The organism is Bacteroidota bacterium (assembly GCA_020402865.1).
Lineage (GTDB): Bacteria > Bacteroidota > Bacteroidia > Palsa-965 > Palsa-965.
Map to the genome: position 1 here is coordinate 1 of JADBYT010000017.1, position 20533 is coordinate 20533.

20 protein-coding genes are annotated in these 20533 nt (G+C 48.2%); 11 read left to right on the forward strand and 9 right to left on the reverse strand.

What is annotated here, in order from left to right:
• Positions 1–36: 36 nt before the first annotated feature.
• The gene (locus tag IM638_12580; GenBank protein ID MCA6363867.1) at positions 37–810 is read right to left on the reverse strand and encodes an SAM-dependent chlorinase/fluorinase; all 774 of its coding nucleotides are present in this window, start codon (positions 808–810) and stop codon (positions 37–39) included.
• Positions 811–919: 109 nt separating this feature from the next.
• Here IM638_12580 and IM638_12585 point away from each other — a divergent pair, with 109 nt between their 5' ends.
• On the forward strand, positions 920–1918 hold the full coding sequence (locus tag IM638_12585) for a PhoH family protein (protein MCA6363868.1): 999 nt from the start codon (positions 920–922) through the stop codon (positions 1916–1918).
• A complete protein-coding gene (locus IM638_12590; GenBank protein ID MCA6363869.1) occupies positions 1915–2865 on the forward strand; it encodes a phosphoribosylaminoimidazolesuccinocarboxamide synthase in 951 nt (316 codons plus the stop codon). Before IM638_12585 ends, IM638_12590 begins: the two co-directional genes overlap by 4 nt.
• Here IM638_12590 and IM638_12595 read toward each other — a convergent pair.
• The 3 genes from IM638_12595 to IM638_12605 form a co-directional block, all read right to left on the reverse strand.
• Positions 2862–3479 carry a hypothetical protein gene (locus IM638_12595; GenBank protein ID MCA6363870.1) on the reverse strand — a complete coding sequence of 206 codons (618 nt, stop codon included), beginning with the start codon at positions 3477–3479 and terminating at the stop codon, positions 2862–2864. The two genes, IM638_12590 and IM638_12595, sit on opposite strands and share 4 nt — an antisense overlap.
• A gap of 76 nt (positions 3480–3555) precedes the next feature.
• Positions 3556–4599 carry a D-glycero-beta-D-manno-heptose-7-phosphate kinase gene (locus IM638_12600; protein MCA6363871.1) on the reverse strand — a complete coding sequence of 348 codons (1044 nt, stop codon included), beginning with the start codon at positions 4597–4599 and terminating at the stop codon, positions 3556–3558.
• A gap of 54 nt (positions 4600–4653) precedes the next feature.
• Positions 4654–5172, reverse strand: coding sequence for a hypothetical protein (locus IM638_12605; GenBank protein MCA6363872.1), 519 nt, complete (start codon positions 5170–5172; stop codon positions 4654–4656).
• A gap of 18 nt (positions 5173–5190) precedes the next feature.
• Between IM638_12605 and IM638_12610 the strand changes: the two genes are divergently transcribed.
• Both IM638_12610 and IM638_12615 read left to right on the forward strand, forming a co-directional pair.
• Complete coding sequence (locus tag IM638_12610) at positions 5191–5787, forward strand: HupE/UreJ family protein (protein ID MCA6363873.1); 597 nt, start codon at positions 5191–5193, stop codon at positions 5785–5787.
• Positions 5788–5789: 2 nt separating this feature from the next.
• Entirely contained in the window at positions 5790–8159 is a 2370-nt protein-coding gene (locus tag IM638_12615; GenBank protein MCA6363874.1) for a M1 family metallopeptidase, read from the forward strand.
• Between the two features lie 72 nt (positions 8160–8231).
• Here the strand turns inward: IM638_12615 and IM638_12620 are convergent, their stop codons facing one another.
• Positions 8232–9425: a pyridoxal phosphate-dependent aminotransferase gene (locus IM638_12620; GenBank protein ID MCA6363875.1), complete on the reverse strand. Its 1194-nt coding sequence runs from the start codon at positions 9423–9425 to the stop codon at positions 8232–8234.
• 86 nt (positions 9426–9511) lie between these two features.
• On the reverse strand, positions 9512–10012 hold the full coding sequence (locus IM638_12625) for a DinB family protein (protein ID MCA6363876.1): 501 nt from the start codon (positions 10010–10012) through the stop codon (positions 9512–9514).
• Between the two features lie 244 nt (positions 10013–10256).
• Here IM638_12625 and IM638_12630 point away from each other — a divergent pair, with 244 nt between their 5' ends.
• Together IM638_12630 and IM638_12635 are read left to right on the forward strand one after the other, a co-directional pair.
• The gene (locus IM638_12630; protein ID MCA6363877.1) at positions 10257–10853 is read left to right on the forward strand and encodes a hypothetical protein; all 597 of its coding nucleotides are present in this window, start codon (positions 10257–10259) and stop codon (positions 10851–10853) included.
• 4 nt (positions 10854–10857) lie between these two features.
• Entirely contained in the window at positions 10858–11853 is a 996-nt protein-coding gene (locus IM638_12635) for a nucleotidyl transferase AbiEii/AbiGii toxin family protein (GenBank protein ID MCA6363878.1), read from the forward strand.
• Positions 11854–11894: 41 nt separating this feature from the next.
• Here IM638_12635 and IM638_12640 read toward each other — a convergent pair whose 3' ends face one another.
• Entirely contained in the window at positions 11895–12494 is a 600-nt protein-coding gene (locus IM638_12640; GenBank protein ID MCA6363879.1) for a hypothetical protein, read from the reverse strand.
• A gap of 174 nt (positions 12495–12668) precedes the next feature.
• Here IM638_12640 and IM638_12645 point away from each other — a divergent pair, with 174 nt between their 5' ends.
• Entirely contained in the window at positions 12669–13202 is a 534-nt protein-coding gene (locus IM638_12645; protein MCA6363880.1) for a hypothetical protein, read from the forward strand.
• 52 nt (positions 13203–13254) lie between these two features.
• Here IM638_12645 and IM638_12650 read toward each other — a convergent pair whose 3' ends face one another.
• Positions 13255–14862 carry a T9SS type A sorting domain-containing protein gene (locus IM638_12650; GenBank protein MCA6363881.1) on the reverse strand — a complete coding sequence of 536 codons (1608 nt, stop codon included), beginning with the start codon at positions 14860–14862 and terminating at the stop codon, positions 13255–13257.
• A gap of 341 nt (positions 14863–15203) precedes the next feature.
• Here IM638_12650 and IM638_12655 point away from each other — a divergent pair, with 341 nt between their 5' ends.
• The gene (locus tag IM638_12655; GenBank protein MCA6363882.1) at positions 15204–16784 is read left to right on the forward strand and encodes a methylmalonyl-CoA mutase; all 1581 of its coding nucleotides are present in this window, start codon (positions 15204–15206) and stop codon (positions 16782–16784) included.
• A gap of 69 nt (positions 16785–16853) precedes the next feature.
• Here IM638_12655 and IM638_12660 read toward each other — a convergent pair whose 3' ends face one another.
• Complete coding sequence (locus IM638_12660; GenBank protein ID MCA6363883.1) at positions 16854–17156, reverse strand: septum formation initiator family protein; 303 nt, start codon at positions 17154–17156, stop codon at positions 16854–16856.
• A 202-nt stretch (positions 17157–17358) separates the two neighbouring features.
• Between IM638_12660 and IM638_12665 the strand changes: the two genes are divergently transcribed.
• From IM638_12665 to IM638_12675, 3 genes are all read left to right on the forward strand, one after another.
• Positions 17359–18081, forward strand: a complete 723-nt coding sequence (locus IM638_12665; protein ID MCA6363884.1) for a hypothetical protein — start codon at positions 17359–17361, stop codon at positions 18079–18081.
• Positions 18082–18335: 254 nt separating this feature from the next.
• Entirely contained in the window at positions 18336–19343 is a 1008-nt protein-coding gene (locus IM638_12670) for a hypothetical protein (GenBank protein MCA6363885.1), read from the forward strand.
• 39 nt (positions 19344–19382) lie between these two features.
• The gene (locus IM638_12675) at positions 19383–20429 is read left to right on the forward strand and encodes a nucleoid-associated protein (protein MCA6363886.1); all 1047 of its coding nucleotides are present in this window, start codon (positions 19383–19385) and stop codon (positions 20427–20429) included.
• The last annotated feature ends 104 nt before the right edge of the window (positions 20430–20533 follow it).

A 20533-nucleotide genomic window follows, 5' to 3' on the forward strand; every position in this document is an offset into this window, starting at 1 on the left:
CGAAGGTCATCTGCACAATGCGTGTAATCATACGTTTCAGTCTTCAAAAACTATGCGCACCACGTCGTTCAGCCGCAGGTTGAGCAGCGAGGCGGCTTTGCCCTGGTTGATGGCAATTTCGAGTACGCCGGAGGAGTTGAACAGGGCCAGCTTTTCGCCTTCGGGCACATCGGCGTATGCTTTGTGAAGCTGGGTTATTTCATCGCCGATGAGTTCGAGGGCGAAGCGGCGGTTGCGGCCGGTGGTTTCAAATTCGGCGCGGGTAATGTCGGTAATGAGGTTGCCGAAGCTGTCCACATAAGCCACTGTACCTTTCAGCACATCGGCTTCGGGCGGATGGTGGCGGCGTAGTTTTTCCACCACACCATTGAGTGTTTGGCCGAGACTGCTCAGGCTTTCGCCTTTTATCAGGCGTGCGGCAGCGGGAGCATAAATGTCGCGCGCAATGAATGTGCCCGGAACCTGATCGCCGCTGCCCAGCAGCACCACTTCATCGGGGCGGATATTGCCAAAGAGCGAGAAAAAGCCATTGTCGCAGCCCACAAAAAAGTGTGTACCGATGCGTGCGGCCACATGGTTGAAGCGTTTGTTCAAACCGGCTCCCACAGCCACAAGATGCACGCTGCCATCGGGAAACTCGTTGTAGGCGTGGCGCAATACCCATGCGGCCTGCTGTATATCATAGGCCGGAATGAGGTGTGTAATGTCGGCCACCACCGTTCCGGGGCATTCGCGCAGCAGCTTCCCGCGCAGGGCGCCCGCGTAATGATCCTTCTGTCCGAAGTCGGTGGTGAGGGTAATCACACTCATATTGCTGCTTAATCTGCTTGCAGATCGGCCGAAATGCGTTTATTTTGTGGCAAAAATAGCGAAACCGCGTCCATAATTCATTGAGCATTCATTTTTAGTACCTACTATTTTGGCAGAAAAAAATCTTGAAATCACCGCAGTTGATCCTATTGTGATCTACGGTGTAAACGATGCAAAAATTGAACGACTACGTAATTATTTCCCAAAACTTAAGCTGATTGCGCGCGGCGATACCATCCGCATCATCGGCGATGGTGATGAAATTGCACGTTTTGAAGATACTATTGCAGCCTTCATCAGTCATTTCAATCGTTACGGCTCACTTACGGAGTCGAATATGGAACATATTCTCACCGGCAACGGCAATGGCGGCAACGGTCATCGCGGTTCTGCCCCCGGTTCACAAACAGGCAACGAGCAGCCGAACGATGTACTTGTGTTCGGTAATCAGGGCCTTGTGGTAAAAGCACGCACGCCCGGTCAGGTAAGGCTGGTGGAAAGCTGCGAGAAAAACGACATGGTGTTTGCCATCGGTCCGGCCGGAACCGGTAAAACATACACCGCCGTGGCATTGGCCGTGCGTGCATTACGCAACCGCGAAGTGCGCAAAATTGTGCTTACCCGCCCGGCAGTGGAAGCGGGTGAAAATCTCGGTTTTTTGCCCGGCGACCTGAAAGAAAAACTCGATCCGTATCTGCAGCCGCTGTACGATGCGCTTTACGAAATGATTCCAGGTGATAAGCTGAAGAATTACATCGAGAACAACATCATCCAGATTGCGCCGCTTGCATTTATGCGCGGCCGCACGCTTGATAATGCGTTTGTCATTCTCGATGAAGCGCAGAACGCTACCGAAAGTCAGCTTAAAATGTTTCTCACCCGCATGGGGCCCACAGCCAAGTTTGTAATTACGGGCGATGTGACACAAATAGACTTGCCGCGCAATCAGCCATCAGGCTTGCTGCAGGCCATGAAAATACTGCCGGGCAACGAAGGCATTGATTTCGTGATGCTCGACAACCGCGATGTAATTCGCCACAAACTTGTGAAACGCATTATCGAAATTTACGACAACCACAAACCACAATCCACCGATAAAAAAGCATGAACGCACTCACAGCAACCCGGTTTTCATTTCCCCGTCAAACCAACTATTACAAAGGCAAAGTACGCGATGTGTACAGCATTGGCGACGATTTGCTGGTGATGGTAGTAAGTGATCGTATTTCGGCGTTTGATGTGGTGCTGCCGCGCGGCATTCCGTACAAAGGGCAGGTGCTGAATCAGGTGGCAGCACACTTTTTGCAGGCCACGGCCGATATTGTGCCCAACTGGGTGCTGGCAGTGCCCGATCCGGTGGTAACTATTGGCCGCCGCTGCACGCCTTATAAAGTGGAAATGGTCATCCGAGGCTATCTCTCAGGCCATGCCTGGCGCGAGTACAGTGCGGGCAAACGCATCATTTGCGGAGTAACCATGCCCGACGGCCTGCGCGAGAGTGATCCGTTTCCCGAACCGATTATTACACCTACCACAAAGGCTTCGGTGGGGCACGATGAAGATATTTCGCGCGAGGAAATTATTGCACGCGGTATCGTTCCCGAAGCCGAATATGTGCAGCTCGAAGCGTACACCCGTGCACTTTACAAACGCGGCACCGAACTGGCTGCAGAACAGGGATTGATTCTGGTGGATACGAAGTATGAATTCGGCAACAGCAACGGAACCATTTACCTGATGGACGAAATTCATACGCCCGATTCATCGCGCTATTTTTATGCTGACGGGTATGAAGAACGGCAGCAAAAAGGCGAAGCACAAAAGCAGCTTTCGAAAGAGTTTGTGCGTCAGTGGCTCATCGAGCGCAATTTCATGGGCAAAGACGGACAACAGGTGCCCGAAATGGATGATGCGTTTGTGAATCTTGTAACCGAACGTTACATTGAGTTGTACGAAAAAGTGACAGGCCACAAATTCGAGCGGGCTGATCTTTCGCAGGTAAGCAGCCGCGTGGAAAGCAATATCAGCCAGTGGCTTTCGGCCAATGGTTATTAATCTTTGCTGTCGGCTTCCTCTTCGGGTTCAACGTAGTTTACCGAAGGATCGTAGAGCGAGATATATCCGTAACGGCGCATGAGCCGGGCCACACCTTTTATACCGTAAAAGTGAATGTAATTGTGCATTGCTTTTACGGTTTCTTCGTCTTTACGGCCTTTGCGCTTTCGTCCGAGCAAATCAAGCCAGTAGGCTAGGTAAGGATATGTTACGTCTTTATCTATGAGGCCGATGCGGATGAGGTATTCAAACTTTTCGAGTTCGAGGAACCAGGTGTCGAATGCGTTGCGCACAGCCAGATCAGTTGGCGAAAGATTGCCTTCAACCGTATGCGGGCGAAGATTCCAGATGAGGCGTTTTTCGGTAATGGTGGCTTCGATTGAGTCAGCTTCCGTAGCCAGTGTGAGCCGTATGGCCGAAAAGTCGAGCAGTTTTTGTACAAGTTTGGTATTTGCACTTTCGTTGAATTTATGCAATTCGCTCAATGCAAATTCGGCACTTTTCCAGCGTTGTGTGCTGCGGTACTGGAAAACGCCCCAGACAAATGCAATTACAGCACCCGCAAGGGTAATTACCTCTTTGTATTCTTTCAGAAATTCGATGAATGTGTTCATGGGTTATGGTTCAGACGCTGCGAGTTTACGCGATCTGAGTCATAACTCCGAGGCTAAATTTTCAACAGAAGTTGTTTTACCTGGCTGATTTGCGGGCAGCAGGCGCCGCTTTTTTCTCGGCCAGCAATTCCACACATTCCTCAATCAGCGCATCCCGGTCAACCGGCACCACGCCTACACTTTCGCACACTAATCCGCCGGCAATATTTGAGATTTCGGCAATGAGTTCGGGGCGGAGGCCGGCGGCAAGGCAAAGGGCGGCAACGCACACTACGGTATCGCCTGCGCCCGATACATCGGAAATATTGCGCAGGTGTGCAGGGATTCGTTTTTTTACTTTGCGGCCGTGTACAAAAATGCCATGCTCGGAAAGTGTAATGAGGGCAAGCTCGGTTTTGAGCTTGGTTTTGAGCATGTCAACCGCTTTCGAGAGTTCGCGCTCGCTGCTGTGGTCGAAATCAATTTTAAGCCCTTCCTTGAGTTCTTTCAGGTTGGGCTTAAACAGTGTGGCACCCTGATAGTGCATAAAATGCTTTTTCTTGGGATCCACCACTACCGGCACTTTCAGCTTGCGCGCGCGGCTCACTACTTCGCGGATGAGTGACTCTGTAATAAGGCCTTTGTCGTAATCTTCAAATATGATTACATCAATTTTTTGCTGATCGAGCAGGTAGGAAATACGCTGAAGAAAAAGATTTGTTTCGTGCGCAGTAATATCGTGTTCAATTTCCTCGTCCATGCGCAGCAGGTGGTGTGAGTTGCCGATGATGCGCGTTTTTACTGTGGTAATGCGTTCGCGGCTTTTGAGAATGCCTTTGGGGGCAAGCCGGTGTTTTTGCATGAGTTCAAGAAACCGCTGCCCGTCGCCGTCCACACCAATTACCGAACAAAGAATAGGCGTAGCACCCATGGCCTGCACGTTAAGCGCCACGTTTGCCGCGCCGCCGAGGCGCTGTTCCTTGTGCGAAACTGAAACCACCGGCACCGGTGCTTCGGGCGAAATACGTGTTACTTTTCCCCACACATAATTGTCAATCATCACATCACCAATAATCAGTACACGCTGTTTGCGGATGGTGTCGAAAATGCTGCGTATTTCCTTTTCGGTATGCTTGGCCATAGCGGGTAAAATTATGGTGCGAAAGTAGCTATTTCCGGGTGAATAAAAGCGGGTCTAAAATTCAATCACCGCAAGCGAATTCGGGTTTACCAGTTTGGTGCTTTTCCGATCCTCGTCATTGTAACAGTGAATAAAGTTCGTTTGCTCGGGTAAAAAATCGAAAAGCAGTTTGTTGTTTACGGTTATTTTGCCCGGTTTGTAGTAATGGCTGTGTTCGAGGTAGCACCAGGTGGCTTCTTCTTCAATTTCGTAGCCAATTACCTTGAATTTTATGAGGTGTCCGTCGATGCTGATTTGCAGACGCTCACTGATGTAGCGCTGAAGCAGGGGCAGGGCAGCCGTATCGTTTTGCTGCAGGTTGATGCGCTTGTTGTAAAGTTTAAAAAGCGCCTGCTGCAGATCGTCGGTAAACATGCGGCAGGATGTATTAACGTTTTGTTTGGCGGTGTTAAAACGAATTTCCGTTACACTGATGTAGTACGGGTGCTTTGCCTTGAACGAAGTGCAACACAACACCACAGCCGGAATTATGAGCATAAGCAGCAGACGAACAGAAAAACGGTTATTTTGCATGCCGCAAAGTTACCTGAAATGAACGATTTTACACTCTGGTTTACCACCGGACTCGAACATATTGCCGACTGGAACGGCTACGACCACATTCTTTTTTTGCTGGTACTATGTGCAGGCTATTCACATACCGAATGGCGTAAAATTCTTTTGCTTATCACCGCATTCACAATAGGGCATAGCCTTACTCTGGCGCTTAGCGCGCTCAATATTTTTACCCTGCGCAGCGGCATTACCGAATTTTTAATTCCGGTCACCATTCTCATTACCGCAGTGGTAAATCTGGTTCGGATGCGGCGGCCCAATGTCAAACGGAGCAGGGGCATATACCTGCTGGCCTTGCTTTTCGGCTGTATTCACGGAATGGGTTTTTCCTACCTGCTGCTCTCTATGCTGGGGGATGCTTCTGCCATTGCCGGGCCATTATTTGCCTTTAATCTGGGTTTGGAAGCCGGTCAGCTGATTATTGTAGCCTGTGTTATAATGGTTTCGTTATTTTTGTCAGCCTTGATCCGGATTCAGCCGGCCGATAAAACGTTTTTCATTTCCTCGGCCGTGTTTGGCATCGCTTTTATAATGATGCTTGAACGGCTCAATGCTTTACTGACCAGTCAATAAAAATGCGCTACAACACATTCCTCGCCATCACAGCCGCTCTGCTGTGTTTAGCGGTGCCTGCCATTCAGGCACAAAATATTTCCAATAATCCGACCTCAAACCACGGCAACAAATTCGAGCAGCTGGGTACGATTTTACCCGATGCCGGTTCTGTACGCACAGGCTCTGGCGCTCCCGGTCACGAATACTGGCAGCAGCGGGCGGATTATGTAATCAACGCCCGCCTCGACGAAAAAGACAACCGTTTGCATGGCGAGGAAGTAATTACGTACTGGAACAATTCGCCCGATGTATTACGTTACCTCTGGCTCCAGCTTGATGAAAACGAGCACAAACCCAATGCGCCGCTGGGCAATATCGACGGGAATTCTGTTTCGCAGCCTGTAACCACCGGCGAACTCGACGGGCTGGAGCGAAGTAAACAGCTTGAAGGACTTGGGGTAAATATTCTTGCCGTAACCGATAAGGCCGGAAAAACGCTTCCCTACACCATCAATCAAACCATGATGCGGATTGATTTGCCTGTGCCGCTCAAGCCCAACCAGAAATATGTGTTCCGCGTAAAATGGAACTACAAAATTCCCGCACGCCTCAAAGTGGGTGGCCGCGGTGGTTATGAATATTTTCCGGCTGACGGGAATACGGTGTACACCATTGCGCAATGGTATCCGCGCATGTGCGTGTACAACGAGTATCAGGGCTGGAACAACAAGCAGTTTACCGGCCGTGCGGAGTTTGCATTGGTTTTCGGCAATTTCGATGTGAGCATGAACGTGCCTGCCGACCACGTGGTGGCGTCAACCGGGGTGTGCCAGAATGTGGCCGATGTACTCACGCCTGCCCAGCTAACCCGCTGGAAACAAGCGCAGGGCGCAACATCTCCTGTAGAAGTGGTTACGCTTGAAGAAGCCAAAGCCCGCGAAAAGAATCCGGATAAAACCAACACCAAAACCTGGCGCTATAAAGCCGAAAACGTGCGCGATTTTGCCTGGGGAAGTTCACGCAAGTTTGTGTGGGATGCAATGGTAAACCCCATTGAGGGACGAAACATCATGTGCATGAGCTATTACCCGAAAGAAGCTTATGCGCTTTACAGCCGTTACTCCACAAAAGTGGTAGCACATACCCTCAACGTATATTCCAAACACACCATTCCCTATCCTTATCCGGTTGCCATTAGCGTGGAAGCCAATAATGGTATGGAATACCCGATGATCTGCTTCAACTTCGGGCGTGCTGACGGCGAAGGAACCTACACCGCGCGAACCAAGTATGGCATGATCGGGGTGGTGATTCACGAAGTGGGGCACAACTTCTTCCCCATGATTGTGAACAGCGATGAGCGCCAGTGGAGCTGGATGGACGAAGGACTGAATACGTTTGTGCAGTTCCTCGCCGAGCAGGAGTTTGATAACAACTTCCCCAGCTCGCGCGGACCGGCCAATAAGATTGTGGATTACATGCGCATGCCGCCGAATCAGCTGGAGCCGATTATGACCAACAGCGACAACATCGTGCAGTTTGGCAACAATGCTTATGGTAAGCCTGCAGCTGCGCTCAACATTCTGCGCGAAACCATTCTCGGCCGCGAACTTTTTGACTATGCGTTTAAAGAATATTGCCGCCGCTGGGCTTTCAAACATCCAACTCCGGCCGATTTCTTCCGCACCATGGAAGATGCATCGGGTGTGGATCTCGACTGGTTCTGGCGTGGCTGGTTTTATGATATTCAGCCGGTTGATATTTCACTCGACAGCGTGAATGCCTTTACCGTGCAGTATTCCGAAAACATTCCGGTGAAATGGGACACTGTATTGATGCCGGCTTCCAAGCCCGATTTTATTCACATTTCGCGCATCCGCAACAAAGAATCGGGCATGCAGTTTCTGGTTGATAAAGACACTACGCTGCGCGATTTCTATTACTATTATGTAGCTCCGCCCGACAGCGCCAAACGTGTGCCTAAAAATGAGTATGCCGGTCTATCACCACTCGATTCGGCCGGTCGCGATAAGTATGACGGTAATTATTATTACCAGCTTCATTTCACCAACAAAGGTGGTTTGGTAATGCCCATTATTATCCAGTGGAATTATGAAGACGGCACCTCGGAGGTTGAAGTGATTGATGTGTATATCTGGCGTAAAAACGAACTGAAGGTGACCAAAACCTTTGTGAAAACGAAAAAGGTAAAATCCATCGTGCTTGATCCTTACCGCGAAACGGCTGATATAGATACCGGCAACAACAACTGGCCGCGCACCGGCTCTGCCGAACCTTCGCGCTATGATGTTTTCCGTAACAAAGGCATGGGGCGTTTTGAAAACAACGATTCAAATCCCATGAAGGATGCAATGAAGAAGAAGCAGTAAGCCAACGATATTCAAATAGAAAACCGGAGTCAGTAAACTGGCTCCGGTTTTCTTTTGTGCGGATAGTAAAACTTAGTACAGTTTTGCCAATGCTTCTTTCATGCGGCGCACGGCTTCAATGAGTTTTTCGTCGCTGGTGGCGTAGGAGAGGCGGATGTAGTTGTCGTCGCCAAAAGCTGCACCGGGCACTACCGCCACGTGCGCTTTGCCGAGCAGATACATGCAAAGATCGGTGCCGCTGTTGATGGTGGTTTGCCCGTCGGTTTTGCCAAAGAAGGCGGTTACTTTCGGGAACACGTAAAATGCGCCGTCGGGCCTGTTTACCTGTAAGCCGGGAATCTGGCTGAGTCCATCTACCACAAGGTTGCGGCGGCGTATAAATGCATCGCGCATGGCATGAGTGCTGGCCTGATCCATGAGCATGGCAGCGTGCATGGCTTTTTGTGTGATGGAGCTGGTAGCTGATGTAAACTGGCCCTGCATTTTGTCGCAGGCCTGAGCAATCCATTTCGGCCCGGCCAGAATACCGCCACGCCAGCCGGTCATTGCAAAGCCTTTTGATACGCCGTTGATGGTGATGGTGCGGTCGTAAATAAAATCAAACTGGGCCATGCTTTCGTGGCCTCCCACGAAATTGATATGCTCGTAAATTTCGTCGGAAAGGATGTAGCACTCCGGCTGTTTGGCAATTACTTCGGCCAGTGCGCGGAGTTCGTTTTTGGTATAAACTGTGCCCGAAGGGTTGCAGGGCGTGCTGAACATAAACAGCCTTGTATTGGGTGTAATGGCAGCAGCTACCTGTTCGGGAGTAACTTTAAAATTGGTTTCGATAGTAGTGGGCAGCAGTACGGGCACGCCTTCGGCCAGTTTCACCAGTTCGATGTAGCTCACCCAAAAAGGCATGGGAATAATTACTTCATCGCCCGGATTGATGAGGCTGAGCACGGCGTTTGCAATTGACTGTTTGGCGCCGGTAGAAACTACAATCTGCTCGGCAGTGTAGTTCAGGCCATTGTCGCGGCGGAACTTTTCGGCAACAGCTTCGCGCAGTTCGAGGTAGCCCGAAACGTGCGTGTAGTAGCTGAAATCATTTTCGATAGCTGCGTGTGCCGCGGCTTTAATGGCATCGGGCGTTTTAAAATCGGGCTCACCCAAACTGAGGCTGATAATGTCTATGCCCTGCGCAATGAGTTCGCGGCTCTTGCGGGCCATGGCAATGGTTTGAGGCTCAGAAAGGCGGTTGATGCGGTCTGACAGATGTGTCATGTAGAAAAAGTGCGGGAATCCCGCTTTTTATAGATGGGCAAACTTACGAAGTAAATTTCGTAGGAGTAAAACGAAAGTTCGGCGAATTAGTTCATGGGAGGTAATCCCATAAGTGCCCATTCTTCACGGGCGGGGCCAAAAATGCCGGTTACAGGCAGTTCAAGCAGGCGCATCACCACGGTAAGCTGCCCGCGGTGGTGTACCTGATGCATCACCAGCGACTGAAGCACATGTTCCTTGCTCCATTGTTCGCCGTACATGTCGTGCATGTCGGAAAGTGAAGCATCGGTCCAGTGCTGTTTAATTTGCTGTAGAGCTGAGGCCGACTGCTTTTCGTATTCGCTTACCAGTTCGGCTACCGTCCAGGTAATGTCGGCCTCTTCGTGGTAGCCTTCTACCTGAATGCCTGTGCGGGCAAGCATTTCGCCAATGGTGTGTGTAATGTGGCCGGCCAGCGTGGCAGGGTCCCGCACTGCATCGTGTGGTTTCTGGTGAAAGGTTTTGTCGGATAGCAAACGGAAAATGCGCAGCGTGGCTTCGCGTTCTTTATTCCAGATAGTTTCAAAGTCGGCTATGGTGCGGAACATTACGAATGTTTATTGAACGGCTAAAGGTAATAAAGTGGTTTAATTTCACAAGCCCTCTCATTATTTATATGTGCATACATGTATTTTATGGTGAATTAACAACTAAAAAATATTGCTGTATATTAATTATTTGTAAATTAATGAAATTCAATATTTTATATTTTTTTGAATTACGAAAAAAAATATTTTTTGCATGTGTTTTGTCACAAAAATATCGTAAAATTGTGACAAATCATATTCTTTAATGTCTGTAGAAAAAGCCATTTTGAGGAAAATTCAGAAGTATCAAAAAGGGAAGATATTTTTTTCTTCCGATTTATATGATCTGGCTGATGCTGTTTCCGTTAGAAAGGCACTGAGCCGTATTGAGAAAAAAGATAAAATAGTGAGGCTGGCACATGGTATTTATTTAAAACCATTTATTCATCCCTCTTTAGGTGCGCTTTTGCCGGATGCGGCTTCCGTAGCACAAGCCATAGCAAAAAGAGATAAAGCCCGTATAATTCCCACTGGAGTATATGCACTGAATAAATTGGGTTTTTCAACCCAAGTGCCATTAAATGTTGTATTTCTTACCGATGGACCGCCACGAACCGTAAAAATTGGAAAGCAAATAATTAAGTTTAAGATTATTTCACCTAAATTGCTCCATGTAAGAAGTGAAACATTATTACTCATCATACTATCGCTGAAAGAAACAGGAGAAAAAAATGTGACTGATACAATGAAATCAAAAATTAAGGAGTTGGTAAAACATGAATACGAAAAAGATATTAGACATGATTTGAAACTTGCTCCGAGATGGATTGGAGTACTGATTAACGAGCTAATGAAACACTGATTTTATGCAGCAATGGTTTGAAACTTCAGATACAGACAGAAAAGCAATTATTCAACAGGCCAGTGTAAGATCAGGAATCCGCTCTGCCGCAGTAGAGAAAGATTTATGGGTAGTGTTTGTACTTAAAGCGGTTTTTGAAACTTCGTGCGCTCCACATCTAGTGTTTAAAGGAGGTACCTCGCTAAGCAAATGCTGGAATATTATTGAGCGATTTTCAGAAGATGTTGACCTCGGAATTGAAAGGAGTTTTTTCGGACAGGAATTTAATGGTCATTTATCGTCACGCAAAATCAACAAACTCCGTGATAAAACGGCTGCTTATGTACAGAATGATTTTAAGAGTGAATTAAATAAGAAACTACAGGAGAATGGGGTAAGGGATTACAGTATTTTGCCGGTGGAAGAAGGCATGAACGAACCTACTCAATTACAGATTCTTTACGATTCTCTTATCGAGCCCGATGATTATCTTAAACCGAGGGTGCTGCTCGAAATAGGTTCTCGATCTTTGAGAGAGCCTTTTGAATACAGAGAGGTGCTTAGCATTATCGGTGCGGAATTCCCTCAGTTTACGGGTTTAACCAAGCCTTTTTCAATTCCAACAGTAAGTCCGGTAAGAACATTATTGGAAAAAATGTTTCTCCTGCATGAAGAATTTCAGAAGAAAGAAATTGAAAAAATAAAGTACCAACGAATGAGCAGGCATTTATATGATATATCACGCCTTGCCAGCACAACCTTTTACAGAGAAGCAATTGAAGACAATGAGTTGTATGAAACAATTATTGCTCATCGGTTGCTGCTTAACCGTATCGGAGGTGTTGATTATTCATTGCACAAAAAGAAAACGTTATCATTTGTACCGCCCGATTCGGTAAGAAAATTTTATGCCTCAGATTACGGGGTAATGAGTGAGAGTATGATTTATGGCAATACTGATCCGTTTGACAAATTAATAGACCGTTTAACGGAAATCAATGCCGAAATAAACAGTCAATAAACGCTTTGACCATAAAAATGGCTCATTCCGATAAACCGCTCTCAACTCCCCGCATATTTCCCCACCCATTCCGCATCCTGCATATCATGCAAGAGCCGGAACGCCTCTTTCCCGAACACCGGATCAGTCCAGTAGGTGGCGCCGTAGCCACGTAAAATTTGCTGCTGTCCTTCCGACGGATGCAAAGGAAATTTTGCCCATCCGGGTGTCATTTTTTCTTTTGTATGATAGGGATAGGAGCCGTAGCCCAATTTCCAGATATCATCAACAACCGGGCAGAGGTAACCTGATCGCAGGTACACGCCACCGGCTACGGTATCGGATACATAACCGCAAAACTCCACCTCGTGTTTCACAAACAGGTTTTCCTGCGCCGGATTGGCCGGATGCGGGCGCATGCCGCTGGCAATGCTCAGAAAATCGAGCCGGGTAATGGTGTAGCCGGTTGCCGGGCGGGCCGGATCGTCGTAAATGCGCCGGCACCTGAAGCTCACCGGCGAGCTGTTTGCTCCCGGCATGAGTGAAAAGCCTAATTCCTCGCGCCAGCCTTCAGACGGGCCACGCCACTGCGTAAGCAGCAGCCAGCCGCCAATTGCAAGCAGGCTTGTCCAAAGGTGCAAACGGAAGTTTCTTTCGCTCATTTGCTTTTAACGACGTTTCGGCTGTTGAAATTTCATACACTTCCTTCAAAATGAATGCCATCAGGCTGCGTTTTCCTTATAAATGGTATGAATTTGCATTCAGGTGTACATTACACAAGGGAAATAACTATTTTTGAAACCATCCGAAACGTCCAACCTACCCATTACTGATATATGGATCAAAGTTCTGCTATTCTGTTTGACATTTTCAAGATACTGCTGCCATGTCTGGTGGTATTTGCTGCTGCCTATTTTACCGTGCGCAACTTTCTGGAAACCGAAACCAAACGCCGTTTGGCCGAAATCAGGCTTGCCAACCAGAGTGTGGTTACACCCGTTCGCCTTCAGGCCTACGAGCGTATTGCCATTTTTCTGGAGCGTATCAATCCCAATACACTGGTTACCCGCGTACACAAAAGCGGCATGAGTGCCCGCCTGCTCCAGAGCGAACTTACCAAAGTAATCCGTACGGAGTTCGAACATAATCTTTCACAGCAGATTTACATGTCGAATCATGCCTGGGAAATGGTGAAAACGGCTAAAGAAGAAATTACCAAGCTGGTAAACGTGGCCGCATCAAAACTGCCCGACACCGCCACAGGGGTTGAACTGAGCCAGATGATTCTGCAGGTTTCACAGCAAATTGATAAAATGCCCACGCAGGTGGCGCTTGAGTATATAAAGAAAGAAGTTGGTCAGGTGTTTTAATTTACCGGCCAATTCACCTCATAAAGCGTTGCCGAAAACCGGCAGCGCTTTTTTATTTGCTGATGATGAATTTGATTTTTTCTCTGGCTAGAGCCGTTCTCATTTCGGCTATGTAAATACCGGCAGGCAAATCGGCTGTGCATATCTGGTAAATGCCCGAATCGTTTCCGGTAACCGTTTCAATGCGCACAAGCATACCGCTGCTGTTGTAAAAGGCAAATGCAGCTTCCGGCGAAGGGGCTGATTGAAAGTAAATCACATCCGAAGCCGGTTGCGGATAAATTCTCAGCACGGCGGTTTTTGCGGAATCATTGGCATCGGTCTGGCGCAAATTTGTACGGGTAAAATTTGATTTGCGGAAAGCCAGTGTATTGGGCGCCGTTTCATCATGCTGATACCAGCAAAAACGCGTATCTCCGTTTTGTGCATCGCCAATCCGGCAATCGGTTACGCTGGGCGAATATTGCCCGCCGGCAATGTCTGAATTAACCAGCGAATAACTGTTTTGCCAGGCTGTTTCCACCACTCCGTCAAGATTATACTTCCTCACCAGAATGTCGAGGTTGTCAAGTCCGTATGTGCCCTGTGCGTCTGCAAAAGCCCAGCAAATCACAATGTATTTTCCCGAATAGGCCACACAGGGAGTCTGGTTTACAGTTAATCTGTCCTGCGGATTTACATTGTTCACATAAACCGGTGCCGAAATCACTCCGTAATGATTTACCACGGCAAGAATATCATTTGCCCCGGTAATCTGGTCTTTTTTGTGATAGGTTACCGTCCACAACTGATTTGCATTTACCAGCGAAGTTGTCCAGTGCACCGCAATACGCGGATACTGAAATTCACCCCAAAGCCCGTTATCAAGGCCTGTAAATGTGTTGCCGCCTGTGTTTGCCGCTGCCAGGTTGTTTAAAGTTGTTTCATGTACCAGAATTTCTTCAGTTGCATAGTTGGTGCCGGTGCAGGTAATAAAAACAGTTTCAGTTCCGGCCATGGGCGCCGAAAAAATTGCCACATCCGGTTCGCGGTAGCCTGCAAAAGCTCCAAAGCCAATACTTTCGGCAAAAGGAGCCGCAGGCGAAAGCGCACCGGTAGCTATGTTTATTGTGGTGCAGTAAATTGTATCTGCACGCTGAAATACAATCACGGCCCTCCCGCTGCTGCCCGCATCCATATTGGGGCACGAAATCGGGTTTGAAGCATCGCCGCTGGTAATTAATATCGGTGTGCCCAGATACGACCAGAACGTACTTGTTACATTGGGCCGCTGATAGCGTTGTGCATACAGCCGTGTATTTTGCTGTATATCCTCGGCTACAAAAACAGCCATAGCCCTTACTCCATTGGCACTTATCACCACATCCGGATCACCTTTCTGACTTTGCGTGTTAATAACTGTGTTGTTTGCCAGTGGTAGTAAAAAACCATTGCTGAATGTGTCTTTTACCCAATACAAGTAAGGAGAGGAACCGTCGCCCACCATCAGATACATGGCGCGGGTATTGTTTGAATTTACCCAGTAGTCGCTGCCGGTGTGTTCTATTTTGTTCGAGTTGCTTCCGTTTATATACAGGTCTGCCGACGATGGGGTATAAAGTTGGGCCGATAGTCCTGCGGATATGAACGCGGCTTTTAATGTGAGTATGTGTGTGTTCATTTTTTTGTTGTCATTGTTTTCAATTATGTTTTAGCGTTAGTTTTTTGTTAATGTTTCATTTAGTGTAAGTTATATTTATTTGTAAGCGTATATAAGTAATTGTAAATTGTTGCCATCGCGCTCATTTTTTCAAATACTGTTGAGAGCCTGTATAAAATTTGTTTTTGAGCACATTTTTCCTCAGACAAGGCGTGTTTTGCAGGCGATCCTTGGTGAGGATCGACAAAAAACAGAACGCAGGATGAGGGAAAATGAGCCGGAACAAAGCCCAAGGATGAATTTTAAACAGGCTCTGAATATGTGTGGGCACATTTTTATACATTTTTACCGACCTTTACCGCATGCAATCAACCCAGCAAGAGCAAGAGCGTAAAGCGCAGTTTCTTACCGATTCGGGCATCGAAATAGCCCGTACGTATTCCAAAATTGATATTGCGGAGGAACAGCCGGGCGAGTTTCCGTTTACCCGTGGCGTGCAGCCTACCATGTATCGCGGAAAACTCTGGACCATGCGCCAGTATGCCGGTTTTTCCACAGCGGAAGAATCAAATGCGCGTTATCATTATTTGCTTAAAAACGGCACTACCGGTCTTTCGGTGGCGTTTGATCTGCCTACGCAAATCGGGTATGATTCCGATCATGCGTTTTCGGAAGGCGAAGTGGGTAAATCGGGTGTAGCAATTGATTCGCTGCGCGATATGGAGATTTTGTTCAACGGCATTCGTCTTGATGAAGTCACCACGTCGATGACGATTAACTCTACGGCCTCCATTTTGCTGAGTATGTATATTGCGCTGGCCAAAAAGCAGGGCGCTGATGTAAAGAAAATTTCGGGCACTATTCAAAACGATTTGCTGAAGGAATATGCGGCGCGAGGCACCTACATTTATCCGCCCAAGCCGTCGATGCGTATTATTACCGATATTTTCGAGTATTGCAGCAAGGAGGTGCCTAAGTGGAACACCATTTCCATATCGGGCTATCACATCCGCGAGGCGGGTTCTACTGCGGTGCAGGAGCTTGCGTTTACACTGGCCAATGGTAAAGCTTATTTGCAGGCGGCAATCGACAAGGGGCTGGATATTGATGTATTTGCGCGCCGGCTTTCGTTTTTCTTCAATGCACACAACAATTTCTTTGAAGAAATAGCCAAGTTCCGCGCCGCGCGCCGCATGTGGGCACAGATAACCAAAGAGCTGGGCGCAAAAGATCCGCGCTCCATGATGCTGCGTTTTCACACGCAAACCGGTGGCTCTACACTTACCGCTCAACAGCCCCAAAACAATATTGTGCGCGTTACACTTCAGGCGCTGGCTGCTGTAATGGGCGGCACCCAGTCGCTTCACACCAATGGTTTTGATGAGGCACTGGCACTGCCCACCGAGGAGGCCGCGCGTATTGCGCTGCGCACCCAGCAAATTATTGCCAACGAAAGCGGCGTGGCCGATACCGTTGACCCCATGGCCGGCTCATGGATGGTGGAAAGCCTAACCAACGAAGTAGAAGCAAAAGCCTGGGAATACATCCGCAAAATTGATGCAATGGGCGGCGCAGTGGCTGCTATTGAACAAGGCTACATGCAGGACGAAATCGCTGCCTCCTCATACGCCTATCAGACAGGTATTGAAAGCGGCGAAAAAGTAATTGTGGGCGTAAACAAATTCACCGTGCAGGAACCACCCATGGAAAACCTGTTTACGGTTGACGACAGCATTCGTACACAGCAAATGGCCAAGCTTGAGACCCTGCGCAGCGAACGCAACAACGAAGCCGTGCAGCAGCATCTGCGCCGTATCGAAGAAGCCGCAAAAGGCAACGAAAACCTGATGCCGCACATCCTCACCGCTGTAGAGGAATATGCCACACTCGGCGAAATTGCCGATGTAATGCGCGGCGTTTTCGGTGAGTACAAGGGCGTGTAACGCAAACTTACATTTATACAAAAGGCCGGACAGTTCTGCTTGTCCGGCCTTTTGTGTGTTGTAAGCGGCTTACTTTTTTTTCGCAGTATCTTCTACAATAATGAAGATGTCTTCGTTGTCTTTCTTGAAGAGGTAATGCTCGCGCGCAAATTTTTCGAGCTCTTTCGGATTGCTCCGAAGTTCCTGAATTTCCTGCTGGTTGCGCTTAATTTCGTTGGAGTAATAGTCGCGTTCGGCTTCGAGTTTTTTTACTTCGTTGCGGCGTTTTATCTGACTGAAAATATCGTTCCGGTCGAAGAAAAGCAGCCAAACGCCCAGCCCTACAATAACCAGCAGGTATTTGTTTTTCAGAATGGCAGGTATGCGGTCCAGAAACTTCACGGCTCAAAAGTAGAACAACCACCCGGCTTATTCCTACCTGTGGATAACTTGGGCGAATTGTTAATTGTGGTTATGCCTGTACCTTTTGGCCGGGTTCGGGCGTTATGTGGTAGTATTTACATTTGTACATATGCGTAAACCGGGTTTACTTTTTCTCGTGCTGCCTGGCATGGTTGCTTTATTCTTGCTGTGTATGCCTGCCACGCAGGCCTATCCCAAACACAGTGGCAGCACATTCAGGGCCGGGCAGCTTAAAAGTGCGCGGGTTAAAAAAGCATATCAGCTTACCTGGAAAACTATCCGCCAGAACCTTGCAAAGCTGGGTGTTGACAGTACCTCGTTCCGCATATTTATCCGCGCATTCAAGCAGGAACAGGAACTGGAGGTTTGGGCACGATCCTCGTCGGCACAGAAGTATGTGCTTTACGATAAATTTAAAATCTGCGCCTCATCCGGCACACCCGGCCCAAAACGTTGTCAGGGCGACGGACAGGTGCCCGAAGGGTTTTACCACATCAATGTCTTCAATCCGGCCAGCGCCTACCATCTTTCGCTGGGTGTGAGCTACCCCAATGCATCCGACAAATTTTTCGCCTGCAAGCCCGATCCGGGCGGAGCCATTATGATCCATGGCAACTGCGTAACCATTGGCTGCATACCGCTCACCGACGAAATAATCCGCGAGGTGTATGTACTGGCAGTGGAAGCCAAAGACGGCGGGCAGCAGAAAATTCCCGTGCATATTTTTCCTGCGCGCATGAGCACAACCAACTTAGCCGCGCTCAAGCGCACTTACAGCGATGCCGGGGTGCATAAATTCTGGGACAACCTTTTGCCCGGCTATCAGGCCTTTGAACGTAAACGTATCGTGCCGTCGGTTTCGGTAAATGCAAAAGGATTATATGTAGTGGAATGATGATTTGGAGCGAATCTGCAAATCATTAAAATACCGCCGGTTCCGGTGCTTCTATTGCATGGCAAAGCGTGCGCCCCGGGCTATAAATTCAATCCACCTGCGTTTCATAAAAAATGTAGGATTAAAAAAACAAACCTCATTGAGCAGGCTTACACACTAAGTCTGTTCATGCTTGCGTATTTCCCGTAATTGTTTCTTTATAGCTGCTTTTGGTATCTTTCGGCAACCATTGCCCGAAACCACATCATTAAGCTATGTACACAGCCCGACGAATTCCCCTGCGCATCATTTTTCCCTTTGCGTGGAAACCGGTTCTCTCCTTCGTGCTTTATTCCTCTGCCATCTACGTGCTGCACACCGTGGTGGGCTGGGATCATTTGCTGCTGCCGTTTCTGCCCATTACATTAATTGGTACGGCGGTGGCGTTTTACATCGGTTTCAAAAACAACTCGTCGTATGAGCGCTTGTGGGAAGGCCGCCGCATCTGGGGCGCTATTGTAAACGCAAGCCGCGCCTGGGGTGTGCAGGTTATTGATTATGTGGATTCGCCAACAGGTTATACAAGTACCCCCGAACATGTAACCAAAGCACACCGCGACCTCATTTACAATCACCTTGCCTACATTAATGCATTGCGCAGCCAGCTCAGGCGCAAAACCGTGTGGGAAGAGCACCGGCCCGAAATTGATATTCTCAATAAAATCGGCGACTTCCACACCACGCATGTCGAAACCGAACTGAAAAAGTTTATGAGCGAGGAGGATGCCCGGCGTCTCTCCAAACATGCCAATCCGGCTACACAATTGCTTAAAATGCAGTCGGCACGGTTGCGCCAGCTTCATGTGGATGGCTTAATCGATAATTTCAGGCACATGGAGCTGATGAAGCTCATTACCGAATTTTACAACCAGCAGGGTGCCTGTGAGCGTATCAAATCGTTTCCGTTTCCGCGGCAGTGGGCGTTTTTCAGTTCGGTATTTATTTACATTTTTATTGCGCTGCTGCCCTTTGGTTTGCTCAACGAGTTTGTGAAACTCGATGGTTGCTACACCTGGTTAGTTATTCCGTTTACCACACTCATCGCCTGGGTATTTAATACAATGGAAGTAATCGGCGATTCGAGTGAGAATCCGTTCGAAAACGGCATAAACGATGTGCCCATGACCGCCATTTGCCGCACCATCGAAATCGACCTGCGCGAAATGCTGGGCGAAACCGATCTTCCGCCGCGCATTCAGGCCATCGACCATATTTTACTCTAGCCGTTTTGCTTTGTACTTTCGCAGTCCTTTTCACCGCCAATGAATAAACCCGATTTCACGCAGGTCGATCTGCTGCATCTTGTTACCCACCACGTGGGCAACAAACAGCGCGACGAATCCTATACTTTGTCTGACGCTGCCACCGTAATTGATGCAGATACTACCGATTATCTGCTCACCTATTTTCTGCAGCCGTTCAACAGCGAGGAGTATTACAGCTTCCATCATTCGGTGAGCCTTGATCTGAATGCGGTAAACACGGTGGCCGCACGCATTTTTGCCAATCCCGATGAGTTTTTGAAAGCCTCGCACGATCTTGCCCGTCTGCTTTTCGATCAAACCACACATCCCAAAGTAAAAGCCGGCGAACTGAACATCGCCTACTTTACCAATGTGCTGCTGGGCGAAGAAAAAGTAACCGCGCTGGGCATCTTCAAATCAGAAACCGATACACCGTTTCTGAAAATGAAACACCAGCGCAAAAACTACTTCATCCGCCACGATTTCGGTTTCGAACTCAAGGGTATGGACAAAGGTTGCCTCATTTTAAACACCGCCGCCTCCGAAGGCTATCGTGTACTTGTAGCCGATGCCACTCCACGCGCAGCCGATACGCAATACTGGAAAGAAGATTTCCTCAACCTCAAACCCGTCAGCAACGCCTACCATCAAACCACACAGTTCCTCAACATTGCCAAAACTTACGTTACCGAAAAGCTCGCCGAAGATTTTGAAGTTAGCAAAGCCGATCAGATTGATCTGCTCAACCGCTCGGCCGAGTATTTCAAGAAAAACGAAAGTTTTAATCAGGAACAGTTCGAGGAACAGGTGTTTCAGGATAAAAGTGTAATCGAATCCTTTCGTAGTTTCGATCAAACCTACCGCGAAGAGCATTCCATTGCCATTGAAGAAGAATTCGACATCTCCAAACAGGCCGTGAAAAAGCAAACGCGTGTGTTTAAGAGTGTGCTTAAACTCGATAAGAATTTCCACATCTACATTCACGGCGACCGAAATTTAATTGAGCGAGGCACCGATGCTGACGGGCGGAAGTATTACAAGATTTATTATTCTGAGGAGACGTAAGCGAAATTTGCGTCCCTTCGACAAGCTGAGGGATTGCAGAATATCCGGTTTTAGCAGGACACGAAACAGCGTCCCTTCGACAAGCTCAGGGATCGCAATATGGT

Bases quoted from the DNA above. Each gene is read 5' to 3' on its own strand.
- IM638_12580 (MCA6363867.1), bottom strand. From the start codon at position 810: ATGAGTGTGATTACCCTCACCACCGACTTCGGACAGAAGGATCATTAC.
- IM638_12590 (MCA6363869.1), top strand. From the start codon at position 1,915: ATGAACGCACTCACAGCAACCCGGTTTTCATTTCCCCGTCAAACCAAC.
- IM638_12595 (MCA6363870.1), bottom strand. From the start codon at position 3,479: ATGAACACATTCATCGAATTTCTGAAAGAATACAAAGAGGTAATTACC.
- IM638_12600 (MCA6363871.1), bottom strand. From the start codon at position 4,599: ATGGCCAAGCATACCGAAAAGGAAATACGCAGCATTTTCGACACCATC.
- IM638_12605 (MCA6363872.1), bottom strand. From the start codon at position 5,172: ATGCAAAATAACCGTTTTTCTGTTCGTCTGCTGCTTATGCTCATAATT.
- IM638_12610 (MCA6363873.1), top strand. From the start codon at position 5,191: ATGAACGATTTTACACTCTGGTTTACCACCGGACTCGAACATATTGCC.
- IM638_12615 (MCA6363874.1), top strand. From the start codon at position 5,790: ATGCGCTACAACACATTCCTCGCCATCACAGCCGCTCTGCTGTGTTTA.
- IM638_12620 (MCA6363875.1), bottom strand. From the start codon at position 9,425: ATGACACATCTGTCAGACCGCATCAACCGCCTTTCTGAGCCTCAAACC.
- IM638_12625 (MCA6363876.1), bottom strand. From the start codon at position 10,012: ATGTTCCGCACCATAGCCGACTTTGAAACTATCTGGAATAAAGAACGC.
- IM638_12630 (MCA6363877.1), top strand. From the start codon at position 10,257: ATGTCTGTAGAAAAAGCCATTTTGAGGAAAATTCAGAAGTATCAAAAA.
- IM638_12635 (MCA6363878.1), top strand. From the start codon at position 10,858: ATGCAGCAATGGTTTGAAACTTCAGATACAGACAGAAAAGCAATTATT.
- IM638_12640 (MCA6363879.1), bottom strand. From the start codon at position 12,494: ATGAGCGAAAGAAACTTCCGTTTGCACCTTTGGACAAGCCTGCTTGCA.
- IM638_12645 (MCA6363880.1), top strand. From the start codon at position 12,669: ATGGATCAAAGTTCTGCTATTCTGTTTGACATTTTCAAGATACTGCTG.
- IM638_12650 (MCA6363881.1), bottom strand. From the start codon at position 14,862: ATGAACACACACATACTCACATTAAAAGCCGCGTTCATATCCGCAGGA.
- IM638_12655 (MCA6363882.1), top strand. From the start codon at position 15,204: ATGCAATCAACCCAGCAAGAGCAAGAGCGTAAAGCGCAGTTTCTTACC.
- IM638_12665 (MCA6363884.1), top strand. From the start codon at position 17,359: ATGCCTGCCACGCAGGCCTATCCCAAACACAGTGGCAGCACATTCAGG.
- IM638_12670 (MCA6363885.1), top strand. From the start codon at position 18,336: ATGTACACAGCCCGACGAATTCCCCTGCGCATCATTTTTCCCTTTGCG.
- IM638_12675 (MCA6363886.1), top strand. From the start codon at position 19,383: ATGAATAAACCCGATTTCACGCAGGTCGATCTGCTGCATCTTGTTACC.